Genomic DNA, 13,190 nt, shown 5'->3' with positions numbered 1-13,190 from the left:
TGCGGGCTCAGCCCTTGCTGACCATGGAACGGAGGAAGAACCGGAGGTTGGCCGGCTTCTCCGCCAGGCGGCGCATGAAGTAGCCGTACCAGTCGGTGCCGTAGGCGGTGTAGACGCGCATGCGGTGGCCCTCGGCGGCGAGCCGCAGGTGCTCCTCGCCGCGGATGCCGTACAGCATCTGGAACTCGTACTCGTCGAGCTTACGTCCGGCCTGGTGGGCCAGCTCCTGGGCGATGGCGATCAGGCGCGGGTCGTGCGACCCGATCATCGGGTAGCCCTCGCCCTCCATCAGGATGCGCAGGACCCGGACGTACGCCTTGTCGATCTCGTGCTTCTGCTGGTAGGCGACCTCGGCGGGCTCCTTGTAGGCGCCCTTGACCAGGCGGACGCGGCTGCCGGACTCGGCCAGGCGGCGGGCGTCGGCCTCGGTGCGGAACAGGTAGGCCTGGATGACGCAGCCGGTCTGCGGGAAGTCCTTCCGCAGCTCCTCGTGGATAGCGAACATCGAGTCGAGGGTGGTGTGGTCCTCGGCGTCGAGGGTCACCGTCGTACCGATGGCCGCGGCGGCCTCGACCACCGGGCGGACGTTGGCGAGGGCCAGCTCGTGACCCCCGGGGAGGGCCTGGCCGAACATCGACAGCTTGACCGACATCTCGACCCGCTCGCCCAGCTCCAGCTGCCGGAGGTGGTCGATCAGCTCCAGGTAGGCGTCCCGGGCGGCGGCGGCCTGCTCCGGGGTGGTGATGTCCTCGCCGACGACGTCCATCGTCAGCTCCAGACCCTTGGCCGTCAGGTCCCTGACGATCGGGATGATGTCGGCCACGGTCTCGCCGGGGATGAAGCGGTCGACGACCTGCTTGGTCACCGGGGCCGCCGAGATCAGGCGTCGCATCCGGTCGCTGCGCGACGCGGCGAGAATCACGGGACCCAGCACGGGGCACCTCCACAGACAAGCACCAAATACGGCCATCACCCGACGATTCGGGTACGGCACGGGGAACCACCGTGAAACCTAAGGATCTCTCCGATCGTCGGCCATCGACAGCTGTCACGCATCCGTGCCCGGGATCTCAGACAGATGTATGAAGGCGGCCGGAACATGGGGGAGAATGCCCGGGTGGCGGCTGAATTCAAGGCGGACTACCAGGAGCTGGTGGACGAGATCTCCGAGTTGCTGGGGGTGCCCGCGACCCTGGAGAACCGCGACTTCGAGCTGATCGCCTTCGGGGCCTACGACAGCGAGGGCGAGCTGGACCCGTCCGCGCTGGACCCGGTGCGCACCCGCTCGATCCTGACCCGCCGCTCCACGGCCACGGTCCGGGCCTGGTTCGAGGGCTTCGGCATCACCCGCGCGACCGGCCCGGTCCGCATCCCGGCGAGCACCGAGGCCGGTGTCTACCGCGGCCGGATCTGCCTGCCCGTCCGGCACCGGGGCGTGGTCCTCGGCTACGTCTGGCTGCTGGACGGCGATCCCGGGCCGACCGACGCCCAGCTGGCCGCCGCCATGGGAGTCGCCGGGCGGATCGGCGCGCTGCTCGCCGACGAGGCGGAGGCCGGGGCGGGACTGAGCCGCGAGCTGCGGGCGGTGCTCACCGCGGAGAGCGGCTGGCAGCGGGACATGGCGGTGGCCGAGCTGCGCACCGCCCTGGGACCCCGCGCGGACGGCCCGCACACCCTGGTCTGTGTCGCGCCCTGGCCGTCGGCCGACCCGGACGACGCCCCGGTCGCCCGGACGATCCCGCACGCCACGGCGCTGTGCACGCTGCCGTGGGGCGCGGCCGGGCAGAGTCTGGCCCTGCTGGTACGGCTGCGGACCGCGGAGACGAGCACCCCCGCGGTGGCGGCGGCCACCCGGCTGCTGAAGGAGGCCGAAGCGGCGCGCGGGGCGGCGGGGGGCGCGGCTCGCGGGGCCGGGGCGCGGGTGGCGGCGGCGGTCGCCGCGGGGTTCACCCCGGGGGCCGCGGTCGCCGGCTGCGCCGCCGGGGTCGGCGAGCCCCGCACCGGACTCGCCGAGCTGGGCACGGTCTGGCAGGAGGCGGCGGCCGCGGCGCGGGCCGCGCTGGCCGAGCCGCGGTACGGGCCGGTCGCCGAGTGGGCGCGGATCGGGGCGTACCGGCTGCTGACCGCGCTGCCGCCGGAGGCCGCGCACGACCGCGTGGTCGGCCCGCTCCTCTCCCCCGCGCACCGGGAGCTGGCCCGCACGGCCGAGGTCTACCTCGACTGCGCGGGCCAGGCCGGGCGCACGGCGTCCGAGCTGGGCATCCACCGCCAGACGCTCTACTACCGCCTGTCCCGGGTGGAACAGCTGACCGGCCTGGACCTGGACGACGGCGAGGACCGGCTGCTGCTGCACATGGCGCTGAAGCGGGCGCGGCTGTGACGGGCTGACGGACCGGCGGCCGTCCCCGGCTCGCCCCGATCACCGCGCCCCCGAGTCCCGGTCGCGCGGACCACGGGACCCCTGGTCCGTGCCGGGCGGCCGTTCGTGATCCGGGCGGGCGGGAGGTGAGCCCGGGGGCGGGTGCCGCACTTCCGGTGTGCGGTCAGGGAGCGGGTTCGGGGGGCGCGGTCAGCCGAGCAGGTCGCCGACCCGCGCGATCCCCTCCGCGATCGCGCGTTCGGGTACGTCTCCGAACCCCAGGACGAGGCGTGCCGGGCCGGCCGCCGGCAGGGAACGGCAGGCGCTCATGCCGTACAGGCCGACACCGCGGGCGAGGGCCGCGCCGATCACCGTGCCCTCCTCGGCGCCGTCCGGGAGGTGGGCCACCGCGTGGAAGCCGGCGGCGAGCCCGGTCAGCCGTACCCGCGGGGCGTGCTCGGCGAGGGCCGCGACCAGGGTGGTGCGGCGGGCCGCATAGGTGGTGCGCATGCGGCGCAGGTGGCGGTCGTAGCGGCCGGACTCGATGAGCAGGGCGAGCGCCAGCTGGTCGAGGGTGGGCGTGCCACGGTCGGCGATCCGCTTCGCCTCCACCAGTCGGGGGGTGAGCGCGGGCGGGCTCAGCAGCCAGCCGATGCGCAGGGCGGGGGCCAGGGACTTGCTGACCGTGCCGATCGAGATCACCCGGTCCGGTGCGAGGCCCTGGAGCGCGCCGACCGGCTCCCTGTCGTAGCGGAACTCGGCGTCGTAGTCGTCCTCGATGACGTGGGCGCCCCGGCGCAGCGCCCACGCCGCCAGGGCACGGCGGCGGGCCGGTGCCAGCGCCACACCCGTCGGCCACTGGTGGGCCGGGGTGACGACCACGGCCGTGGCCCCGGTCGCCTCCAGCGCCGTCACGTCGAGGCCGTCCGCGTCGACCGGGACCGGGACCGGGCTCAGGCCCGCGGCGCGGGCGGCCGCCGTCACGGTGGCCGGGGCGCCGGGCTCCTCGTGGGCGACGGCCCGCACTCCGGCCCGGGCCAGGACCTGAAAGGCGAGGGCAAGGCCCTGTGCGTAGCCGGAGACGACGACCGTGTGCGCGGGGTCGGCGACGGCGGCGCGGACCCGGCGCAGATAGGCGGTGACGATCTCGCGGAGCGCCTGGCTGCCGCGCGGGTCGCCGTAGTCGAGGTCCGCGGTCGGCATGGTCCGGGCGGCTTCCCGGACCGCCCACAGCCAGTCGCCGCGTGGGAAGGAGGCCAGGTCGGGGACGCCGTACCGGAAGTCCGCGACCAGGCGCGGCACGTCCGTGGGAGGCCTGGGCGTCGGTGCGGCGGCGGGCGGCGTGGGCGCGGAAGGGGCCACACGGGTGGCCGAGCCGACGCGGGTGACCAGGTATCCCTCGGCCTGCAACTGGGCGTAGGCGTCCTGGACCAGGCCGCGGGAGAGGCCGAGAGCGCGCGCGAGTTCCCGGGAGGACGGCAGCCGTTCGCCGGGCCGGAGCCGACCGGTGCGGATCACGTCCCTCAACTGCCGTTCCAGCTGCGCGCGCAGCTGTTCGCCGCTGCCGCGGTCGACCGACAGCAACAACTCGGGGGACAGACCGGCCCACTGCACAGGCATGGAATTGGAGCTTACCGGGGGTCCGGTCGCCGCCTAGCGTCGGCCGCATGACGAACTCCGTGCCCCTGGAGGGGATTTCGGCCGTACGGCCGCCCCTGCCGCCCCTGCTGACCCGCGCCCTCGCCCTGCGGTTCGTGAGCATGGTCGGCGCCTCGACCAGCTTCTACCTGCTGCTGTCGGCGGTGCCCGCGCACGCCGGCCGGGGCGGGGCGGGTCTCGCCACGGGCGCGCTGATGCTGACCACGGTGCTGGGCGAGCTGGCCGCGCCGCGGATCGTCACCCGGTACGGCACCCGGGGGCCGCTGGCGGCCGGGTTGTTCCTGCTGGGCGCGCCCGCGCTGCTGATGCCCCTCTCCGCCGCGCCGGCCTGGATCCTGACGCTGTGTCCGGTGCGTGGGCTGGGGTTCGCGCTGACGATCGTCGCGGGGGGCGCCCTGACGGCGGCACTGATCCCGGCCGAGCGCCGGGGCGAGGGTCTCGCGCTGGTCGGTGTGGTCGGAGGGATCCCGTCCCTGGCCGCGCTGCCGCTGGGCCTGTGGCTGTCCGGGCAGGTGGGGTTCGCACCGGTCGCGGTGGCGGCCGGGGCGGCGGCGCTGGCCGCGGTGCCCACGGTCCCGGGGCTGAGAGAGACCGCGGACGACGGCAGCGCGCCGGGCGAGACGGCGGCACCCACGGCCCCGGGCCCGCGCGAGACCACGAACGACCGACGCGCACCGGCCGACACGGCGACACCCACGGCCCCGGACCCGCGCGAGACCACGAACGACCGGCGTGCACCGGGCGGATCCGCCGTGTCCCGGGGCGTCGGCCGGAAGAGCCTCGGCATGGTCGCCGCCCTGCGCTCCGGGCCGCTGCGCCGGCCCTCGCTCGTCTTCGGCACCACCGCGCTCGCCGCCGGCGTCCTGGTGACGTTCCTGCCGCTGGCCGTGGCGCCCGCGGCGGCGGGCGCGGTGCCGGTGGCGCTGCTGGTGCAGCCCGCCACCACCACCGCGGCCCGCTGGGCGGCCGGCCGGTACGGCGACCGGAAGGGCTCCGGGCGGCTGGTGCTGCCCGGACTGCTGGTGTCGGCCGCCGGGATGCTGCTCACGGCCGCGACCTCCAGCGCGGTCGCCGTCGTCGCCGGTGCCGCGGTGTTCGGCGCGGGCTTCGGCCTCACCCAGAACGCGACGCTCGCGCTGCTGTACGGCAGGGTCCCCCGCGCCTCCTACGGCACGGTGACTGCCCTGTGGAACCTCGCCTACGACGCCGGCATGGGCACGGGAGCGGCGGTGTTCGGTGTCCTGGCCGGATGCACGGGGTATCCCTGGGCGTTCGCGGTGACGGCGACGGTGATGCTGGGCGCGCTGGCCCCGGCGGTGCGGGACCGGCCGGTGTCCGGCGGACACGGGGACCGGGTCAGTCCCCGGTGACGTCCTGGATCACCCGCCGCAGCCCCTCGGTGAGCTGTTCGGCGGTGGTCGCGGAGTCGGGGTCGAAGAGCCACTGGACCATGAGCCCGTTGAGGAGGGTCTGGTAGAGCCGGCCCTCGGTCTCGACCGTCTCCGGGTCGAGATCCGTTTCCGGGACGCCGGTGAACATGGCGGCGAGCCCCGCGCGGCCCTCGCGCTGCGCCTCCGCGAGGAGCTTGCGCACCTCCTGCAGCCGCTCGTCCTGGAACATCAGCTCGAAGCTGAGCAGCCAGATCGGCCGGGACTCGGGCACCGTGCGGATGACTCCGGCCCACACCTCCCGGAAGCGCTCCAGCGAGCCCGGGGGCTGTGTCACCTCCGCGCCGAGCCCCGGGTCGAACCGCTCCCCCACGCCCTCGATCAGCGAGATGTACGCCTGCACCAGCAGCGCGTCCTTCGAACCGTAGTGGTAACCGATCGACGCCAGGTTGGTGCCCGACTCCTTGACGACGTCCCGCGCGGTCGTACGCAGGAAACCCTTCTCCAGCAGGCAGCGCTTGGCGCCTTCGAGCAGATCCTCACGGTGTCCCATGCCGTCACCTTACCCGGGATCCATACGATCGTCCTAGACAGATGACTTATACAAGCGTTCTAGACAATCGTTTAAGACGTCCGTACAGTCCTCGGCATGACGATGAACGCGACGAGCACCGCCACCCCCGTCCGCGCCGGACGCCGTGCCTGGACCGCCCTCGGCGTGCTGATGCTGCCGCTCCTGCTGGTCTCGATGGACGTCTCGGTCCTGTACTTCGCGACCCCCGCGATCAACGCCGACCTGCGTCCGAGCGGCACCCAGCAACTGTGGATCTTCGACATCTACGGCTTCGTGCTGGCCGGCCTGCTGATGACGATGGGCTCGCTCGGCGACCGCATCGGCCGCCGCAGGCTCCTGCTCATGGGAGCCGCGGCCTTCGGCGGGGCCTCGCTCCTCGCGGCCTACGCCGACAGCGCCGAGACCCTGATCGCGGCCCGCGCGGTCCTCGGCATCGGCGGCGCCACCCTGATGCCGTCCACGATGGCCCTGCTGCGCACGATGTTCACCGACCCCGCCCAGCGGGCCAAGGCGATCGGGCTGTGGTCCGGGGTGATGACCGGCGGCATCGCCCTCGGCTCGGTGATGAGCGGCATCCTGGTCGAGCACTTCTGGTGGGGTTCGGTCTTCCTGGTCAACCTGCCCGCGATGGCGCTGCTGCTCGTCCTCGGCCCGGTGCTGCTGCCCGAGTCGAAGAACCCCGCGCCCGGCCGCTTCGACTGGCCCAGCGTCCCGCTCTCCCTGGCCGCCGTGCTCCCCGTGGTCTACGGCCTCAAGGAGATCCCCTCCGAGGGCTGGCACCCGCGGTACGTCCTCTGCGTCACCGTCGGCCTGCTCTTCGCGGCCCTCTTCGCCCACCGCCAGCGCACCGGCACCTCCCCGCTGATCCCGCCGGCCCTGCTCCGGGGCCACGGCTTCACCCCGGCGCTGGTGCTGACCCTGGTCAGCGCGTTCGGGATGATGGGCTCCGCGGTCTTCACCACGCAGTACCTGCAGTCGGTCCTCGGCAAGAGCCCGCTGGAGGCGGCGCTGTGGAGCCTGCTCCCGTCGGTGCTCATCGGCATCGCGGGCCCCGTCACCGCCCAGCTCGTCCAGCGGGGCCTCCACCGCGGGTACGTCGTCGCCGCCGGCTTCGCGGTCGGCGCCGCCGGCTACGGCCTGCTGTCCCTCGCCGGCACCGACTCCCTGTGGCTGGTGCTGACCGCGGCCGGCGTCCTCGCCTGCGGCGCGGTCATGGTGATGTCCCAGCTGACCGACCTGGCGATGAGCGGCGCGCCGGTGGAGCGGGCGGGCGCCGCCTCCTCCCTCCTGGAGACCGGCACCGAGTTCGGCGGCGCGCTGGGCATGGCGGTCCTGGGCTCGATCGGTACGGCCCTCTACCGCCACGGGATGCCGGACACGGCCCCGGCGGCGTCCCGGGAGACCCTGGGCGGGGCGCTGGCCGACGCGGCGCACGCGCCCGGCCGGACCGGCGCGTCCCTCCTCGCCACGGCGCGGGAGGCGTTCACCGGCGGGATGCAGGGCGCGGCGATCGCGGGCGCGGTGACGCTGGCGCTGGCCGCGGTGGCGGCGGGGGTGACGCTGCGGAAGATCGAGGTGCGGGACGAGTAGGGAACGACGCGAACGCCGGTCGGGCTGACGAGAGTCAGCCCGACCGGCGTTCGCGGGGGAAGAGGGGAATCAGACGAGGTTCACCGACCGAGCCGACGTGGCCCCGATCTCGGAGGCGACCTCGGCCAGGACACCGGATCCCACCGTGTCGTCCACGGTCAGCACGGCGAGCGCCTCGCCGCCCACCGCCGCGCGGGCGACCTGCATGCCGGCGATGTTGAGGCCCGCCTCGCCGAGGATGCGGCCGACGGTGCCGACGACACCCGGACGGTCCTCGTAGCGCAGGACGACCATGTGGTCGGCGAGGGCCAGGTCGACGTCGTAGTCACCGACCGCGACGATCTTCTGGACGTGCTTCGGGCCGGCCAGCGTGCCGGAGACCGACACCTCCTCGCCCGTGCCCAGCGTGCCGCGCACGGTCACCACGTTGCGGTGCTCGGCCGACTCGGAGCTGGTGGTGAGGCGGACCTCGACCCCGCGCTCCTGCGCGAACAGCGGGGCGTTGACGTAGGACACGGTCTCGTCGACGACGTCCTCGAAGACACCCTTGAGCGCGGACAGCTCCAGCACCTTCACGTCGTGCTGGGTGATCTCGCCGTAGACCTCGACGTCGAGGCGGACCGCGACCTCGCCGGCGAGCGCGGTGAAGATGCGGCCGAGGCGCTCGGCCAGCGGCAGGCCCGGCTTGACGTCCTCGGCGATGACTCCGCCCTGCACGTTGACCGCGTCCGGCACGAGTTCGCCGGCGAGGGCGAGGCGGACGGACTTGGCGACGGCGATACCGGCCTTCTCCTGCGCCTCGTCCGTCGACGCGCCCAGGTGCGGGGTGCAGACGACCTGGTCCAGCTCGAAGAGCGGGGAGTCGGTGCAGGGCTCCTTGGCGTACACGTCGAGGCCGGCGCCGGCGACCCGGCCCTCCTTCAGCGCCGCGAACAGCGCCGCCTCGTCCACGATCCCGCCGCGGGCGGCGTTGACGACGCGCACGGTCGGCTTGACCTTCCGCAGCGCCTCGTCGCCGATGAGGCCGAGGGTCTCGGGGGTCTTGGGCAGGTGGACGGTGATGAAGTCGGAGACCTCCAGCAGCTCGTCCAGGGAGAGCACCTTGACGCCCATCTGGGCGGCCCGCGCGGGCTGCACGTAGGGGTCGTAGGCGACGACCTTCATGCCGAAGGCGGACATGCGCTGCGCGACGAGGGCACCGATGCGGCCCAGGCCCACGACACCCAGCGTCTTCTCGGCCAGTTCGACGCCCGTGTACTTGCTGCGCTTCCACTCGCCGTTCTTGAGCGCGGCGTTGGCCTGCGGGATGTTGCGGGCGGTGGCGAGGATCAGACCGCAGGCCAGTTCGGCGGCGGTCACGATGTTGGAGGTGGGGGCGTTGACGACCATCACGCCGGCCTTGGTGGCGGCGGAGACGTCGACGTTGTCCAGGCCGACACCGGCCCGGGCGACGACCTTGAGCTTCTTCGCGGCGGAGATGGCCTCGGCGTCGACCTTGGTGGCGGAGCGGATCAGGATCGCGTCCACGTCGGCGATGGCCGGAATCAGCTCGCCGCGGTCCGCTCCGTTGCAGTGCCGGATCTCGAAGTCCGGACCGAGTGCGTCGACGGTGGCGGGCGACAGCTCTTCAGCGATGAGTACGACAGGTTTCGAGCTCACGTGAGTCCTCACATGTGCGATGCGGACGGCCGTCCCGACGGCCGCAGGCGGAGGAGGGGGGCTAGCCGCGGAAGACGCACGACGCTGTGGGCCTGACGCGTGTTGTGCAGCAGTCTAGTGCTGAGGCGGGGGTCGCATTACGCCTCGGCGGAAGGATCACCCGTCCGGGGCTGGACGAGGTGGACAACAGGGGCCGGAGCAGTGCGCCCCGGCCCCTGTCGGAAGGCTTACGCCTCCTCGTTCACCCAGCTCATCAGCTTGCGCAGCTGCTTGCCGGTGGTCTCCAGCAGGTGCTCGGAGTCCTGCTGCTTGTACTCGTTGTACTTCTTCAGACCACCGTGGTACTCGTCCATCCAGTTCCGGGCGAAGGTGCCGTCCTGGATCTCGGCGAGGACCTTCTTCATCTCGGCCTTGGTGGCGTCGGTGATGATCCGCGGGCCCGTGACGTAGTCGCCCCACTCGGCGGTCTCGGAGACCGACCAGCGCATCTTCTCCAGGCCGCCCTCGTACATGAGGTCCACGATCAGCTTCAGCTCGTGCAGGCACTCGAAGTAGGCGATCTCCGGCTGGTAGCCGGCCTCGGTCAGGGTCTCGAAGCCCGCCTTGACCAGGGCCGCGGTGCCACCGCACAGGACGGCCTGCTCGCCGAAGAGGTCGGTCTCGGTCTCCTCGGTGAAGGTCGTCTTGATGACGCCGGCGCGGGTGCCGCCGATGCCCTTGGCGTACGACAGGGCCAGCGCGAAGGCGTTGCCGGAGGCGTCCTGCTCGACGGCGGCGATGCAGGGAACGCCGCGGCCCTCCTCGTACTGACGGCGGACCAGGTGGCCCGGGCCCTTCGGGGCGACCATGGCGACGTCGACGCCGGCCGGGGGCTTGATGAAGCCGAAGCGGATGTTGAAGCCGTGGCCGAAGAACAGCGCGTCGCCGTCCTTCAGGTGCGGGGCGATGGACTCCTCGTAGACCTGGGACTGGATGGGGTCCGGGACGAGGATCATGATGACGTCGGCCTCGGCGGCGGCCTCGGCCGGGGTCACCACGCGCAGACCCTGCTCCTCGGCCTTGGCCTTGGACTTCGAGCCCTCGTGCAGACCGACACGCACGTCCACACCGGAGTCACGCAGCGACAGGGCGTGGGCGTGGCCCTGGCTGCCGTAGCCGATGACCGCGACCTTGCGGCCCTGGATGATGGACAGGTCGGCGTCGGCGTCGTAGAACAGCTCGGCCACTTTGGGTTCTCTCCTTGTGTGCAGGTGGTGCGTCCCACCGTATGACGGCGGGCGGGAAGGAAGTTCGGGGGTCTCGGCATACGGGCGGCCGTTGATCGCCGGCCGCCCGTTCTCAGTCTTACGCCGTCCGGTCGAGAGCGCGCAGCGACCGGTCCGTGATCGAACGGGCACCGCGGCCGATCGCGATCGTGCCGGACTGCACCAGCTCCTTGATGCCGTACGGCTCCAGCATCTTGAGCATGGCGGACAGCTTCTCGCCGGACCCGGTGGCCTCGATGGTCACGGCCTCCGGGGAGACGTCCACGGTCTTGGCGCGGAACAGCTGGACGATCTCCACGATCTGGGAGCGGGTCTCGTTGTCGGCGCGGACCTTCACCAGGACGAGTTCGCGCTGGACGGCCTGTCCGGGCTCCAGCTCGACGATCTTCAGCACGTTGACGAGCTTGTTGAGCTGCTTGGTCACCTGCTCCAGCGGGAGCTCCTCGACGCCGACCACGATGGTGATGCGGGAGATGTCGGGGTGCTCGGTGACGCCGACCGCGAGCGAGTCGATGTTGAAGCCGCGCCGGGAGAACAGGGCGGCGATGCGGGCGAGGATGCCCGGCGTGTTCTCCACCAGGACGGAGAGCGTGTGCTTGGACATGTCTGGGGTCTTCCTCGCTCAGTCGTCTTCGTTGTCGCCGAAGTCGGGGCGGACGTCCCGGGCGGCCATGATCTCGTCGTTGGAGGTGCCGGCGGCGACCATCGGCCAGACCATCGCGTCCTCGTGGACGATGAAGTCGACCACGACCGGGCGGTCGTTGATGGAGTTCGCCTCCGCGATGACCTTGTCCAGGTCCTCCGGGCGCTCGCAGCGCAGGCCCACGCAGCCCATGGCCTCCGACAGCTTCACGAAGTCCGGCACCCGGGTGCCCTTGGCCTCCGGGTTGACGTCGTCGGGGCCGCTGTGGAGCACGGTGTTGGAGTAGCGCTGGTTGTAGAAGAGGGTCTGCCACTGGCGGACCATCCCGAGGGCGCCGTTGTTGATGATGGCGACCTTGATCGGGATGTTGTTCAGGGCGCAGGTGGTCAGCTCCTGATTGGTCATCTGGAAGCAGCCGTCGCCGTCGATCGCCCAGACCGCCTGCTCCGGCCGGCCGGCCTTGGCGCCCATCGCGGCCGGGACCGCGTAGCCCATCGTCCCGGCGCCGCCGGAGTTCAGCCAGGTGGCGGGCTTGTCGTACTGGATGAAGTGCGCGGCCCACATCTGGTGCTGGCCGACTCCCGCCGCGAAGATCGTGCCCTCGGGGGCGAGCTGCCCGATCCGCTCGATGACCGCCTGCGGGGAGAGCGAGCCGTCCTCCGGCTGGTCGTAACCGAGCGGGTAGGTCTCTCGCCAGCGGCTCAGGTCGCTCCACCAGGCGGTGTAGTCGCCCTGGTGGCCCTCGGCGTGCTCCTTCTGCACGGCCTGGACCAGGTCGGCGATGACCTCGCGGGCGTCACCGACGATCGGCACGTCGGCGGCGCGGTTCTTGCCGATCTCGGCCGGGTCGATGTCCGCGTGGACGATCTTGGCGTAGGGGGCGAAGCTGTCCAGCTTGCCGGTGACGCGGTCGTCGAAGCGGGCGCCGAGGGCCACGATCAGGTCGGCCTTCTGCAGCGCGGTGACCGCGGCGACGCTGCCGTGCATGCCGGGCATGCCCAGGTGCAGCGGGTGGCTGTCGGGGAACGCGCCGAGCGCCATCAGGGTGGTGGTGACCGGTGCGCCGGTCAGCTCGGCGAGGACCTTCAGCTCGGCCGTGGCCTGCGCCTTGAGGACGCCGCCGCCGACGTACAGGACGGGCCGGCGGGCGGCGGTGACGAGCTTGGCGGCCTCGCGGATCTGCTTGGCGTGCGGCTTGGTCACCGGGCGGTAGCCGGGCAGGTCCATGGCGGGCGGCCAGGTGAAGGTGGTCTTCGCCTGGAGCGCGTCCTTGGAGATGTCGACCAGGACCGGGCCGGGACGGCCGGTGGAGGCGATGTGGAAGGCCTGCGCGATGACCTGCGGGATGTCCTCGGCCTTGGTGACCAGGAAGTTGTGCTTGGTGATCGGCATGGTGATGCCGACGATGTCCGCCTCCTGGAAGGCGTCCGTGCCGATCGCCTTCGACGACACCTGGCCGGTGATCGCGACCAGCGGCACCGAGTCCATGTGCGCGTCGGCGATCGGCGTGACCAGGTTGGTGGCGCCCGGTCCGGAGGTCGCCATGCAGACGCCGACCTTGCCGGTGGCCTGCGCGTAGCCGGTGGCCGCGTGGCCGGCGCCCTGCTCGTGGCGGACCAGGACGTGCCGCACCCGGGTGGAGTCCATCAGCGGGTCGTACGCCGGCAGGATCGCGCCGCCGGGAATGCCGAATACCGTGTCCGCGCCGACCTCCTCGAGGGAGCGGATGAGGGACTGCGCACCCGTGACGTGCTCGACGGGGGCGGACTGCTGTCCTCCGGAACGGGGCCGCGGCTGCGGATGGTGGGCCCCGGTGGCCTGCTCGGTCATCGGCATTCTCTTCTCGATGCTGAGGGTTTTTGCGAGGTTCGGGCGGAGTGCACGCATTGCACGAAAGGCACTCGTGCAACAAAAAACCCCTCGTGCCGCAAGGCAAGCGAGGGGAGCGCGCCGGTGAGGTCGCTGGGGATTCCGGATCGTCCTCCGGTGGTTCCCAGCTCAGCCGACGCGCTGTCCAAGTACGAGAATTCGGGTGCGCATGGGACTGACCCTC

General features: G+C 72.4%; 10 protein-coding genes. 3 read left to right on the top strand and 7 right to left on the bottom strand.

Annotated features, from left to right (window positions below; all coding sequences use genetic code 11):
- Window positions 1-7: 7 nt before the first annotated feature.
- Window positions 8-934 carry a proline dehydrogenase family protein gene (locus tag ACZ7N4_RS19615; RefSeq protein WP_471359584.1) on the bottom strand — a complete coding sequence of 309 codons (927 nt, stop codon included), beginning with the start codon at window positions 932-934 and terminating at the stop codon, window positions 8-10.
- 144 nt (window positions 935-1,078) lie between these two features.
- Here ACZ7N4_RS19615 and ACZ7N4_RS19610 point away from each other — a divergent pair, with 144 nt between their 5' ends.
- Window positions 1,079-2,380, top strand: a complete 1,302-nt coding sequence (locus ACZ7N4_RS19610; RefSeq protein WP_471359583.1) for a PucR family transcriptional regulator — start codon at window positions 1,079-1,081, stop codon at window positions 2,378-2,380.
- Window positions 2,381-2,569: 189 nt separating this feature from the next.
- Here the strand turns inward: ACZ7N4_RS19610 and pdxR are convergent, their stop codons facing one another.
- Window positions 2,570-3,979: a MocR-like pyridoxine biosynthesis transcription factor PdxR gene (pdxR, locus tag ACZ7N4_RS19605; RefSeq protein ID WP_471359582.1), complete on the bottom strand. Its 1,410-nt coding sequence runs from the start codon at window positions 3,977-3,979 to the stop codon at window positions 2,570-2,572.
- Window positions 3,980-4,026: 47 nt separating this feature from the next.
- On the opposite strand from pdxR, the gene ACZ7N4_RS19600 reads away from it, so the two are divergent.
- On the top strand, window positions 4,027-5,388 hold the full coding sequence (locus tag ACZ7N4_RS19600) for an MFS transporter (RefSeq protein ID WP_471359581.1): 1,362 nt from the start codon (window positions 4,027-4,029) through the stop codon (window positions 5,386-5,388).
- On the opposite strand, the gene ACZ7N4_RS19595 is transcribed toward ACZ7N4_RS19600, so the two are convergent.
- Window positions 5,375-5,959, bottom strand: a complete 585-nt coding sequence (locus ACZ7N4_RS19595; RefSeq protein WP_471359580.1) for a TetR/AcrR family transcriptional regulator — start codon at window positions 5,957-5,959, stop codon at window positions 5,375-5,377. The genes ACZ7N4_RS19600 and ACZ7N4_RS19595 overlap by 14 nt on opposite strands.
- 96 nt (window positions 5,960-6,055) lie before the next feature.
- On the opposite strand from ACZ7N4_RS19595, the gene ACZ7N4_RS19590 reads away from it, so the two are divergent.
- Window positions 6,056-7,570, top strand: a complete 1,515-nt coding sequence (locus tag ACZ7N4_RS19590; protein WP_471359579.1) for an MFS transporter — start codon at window positions 6,056-6,058, stop codon at window positions 7,568-7,570.
- Between the two features lie 69 nt (window positions 7,571-7,639).
- Here ACZ7N4_RS19590 and serA read toward each other — a convergent pair whose 3' ends face one another.
- The 4 genes from serA to ACZ7N4_RS19570 form a co-directional block, all read right to left on the bottom strand.
- On the bottom strand, window positions 7,640-9,229 hold the full coding sequence (gene serA, locus ACZ7N4_RS19585) for a phosphoglycerate dehydrogenase (protein ID WP_471359578.1): 1,590 nt from the start codon (window positions 9,227-9,229) through the stop codon (window positions 7,640-7,642).
- 227 nt (window positions 9,230-9,456) lie between these two features.
- Window positions 9,457-10,455, bottom strand: coding sequence for a ketol-acid reductoisomerase (ilvC, locus tag ACZ7N4_RS19580; RefSeq protein WP_471359577.1), 999 nt, complete (start codon window positions 10,453-10,455; stop codon window positions 9,457-9,459).
- A 118-nt stretch (window positions 10,456-10,573) separates the two neighbouring features.
- On the bottom strand, window positions 10,574-11,098 hold the full coding sequence (gene ilvN / locus ACZ7N4_RS19575; protein WP_121786755.1) for an acetolactate synthase small subunit: 525 nt from the start codon (window positions 11,096-11,098) through the stop codon (window positions 10,574-10,576).
- An 18-nt stretch (window positions 11,099-11,116) separates the two neighbouring features.
- Window positions 11,117-12,967 carry an acetolactate synthase large subunit gene (locus ACZ7N4_RS19570; RefSeq protein ID WP_471359576.1) on the bottom strand — a complete coding sequence of 617 codons (1,851 nt, stop codon included), beginning with the start codon at window positions 12,965-12,967 and terminating at the stop codon, window positions 11,117-11,119.
- Between the last annotated feature and the right edge of the window lie 223 nt (window positions 12,968-13,190).

This window comes from Streptomyces sp. NPDC107654 (genome assembly GCF_055639035.1).
The sequence above is the reverse complement of the archived record's forward strand: the minus strand, read 5'-3'. Positions and strand labels throughout refer to the sequence as shown.

Coding starts and splice junctions, on each gene's coding strand:
- ACZ7N4_RS19610 (WP_471359583.1), top strand. CDS start 1,079: ATGTATGAAGGCGGCCGGAACATGGGGGAGAATGCCCGGGTGGCGGCT.
- pdxR (WP_471359582.1), bottom strand. CDS start 3,979: ATGCCTGTGCAGTGGGCCGGTCTGTCCCCCGAGTTGTTGCTGTCGGTC.
- ACZ7N4_RS19600 (WP_471359581.1), top strand. CDS start 4,027: ATGACGAACTCCGTGCCCCTGGAGGGGATTTCGGCCGTACGGCCGCCC.
- ACZ7N4_RS19595 (WP_471359580.1), bottom strand. CDS start 5,959: ATGGGACACCGTGAGGATCTGCTCGAAGGCGCCAAGCGCTGCCTGCTG.
- ACZ7N4_RS19590 (WP_471359579.1), top strand. CDS start 6,056: ATGACGATGAACGCGACGAGCACCGCCACCCCCGTCCGCGCCGGACGC.
- ilvN (WP_121786755.1), bottom strand. CDS start 11,098: ATGTCCAAGCACACGCTCTCCGTCCTGGTGGAGAACACGCCGGGCATC.
- ACZ7N4_RS19570 (WP_471359576.1), bottom strand. CDS start 12,967: ATGACCGAGCAGGCCACCGGGGCCCACCATCCGCAGCCGCGGCCCCGT.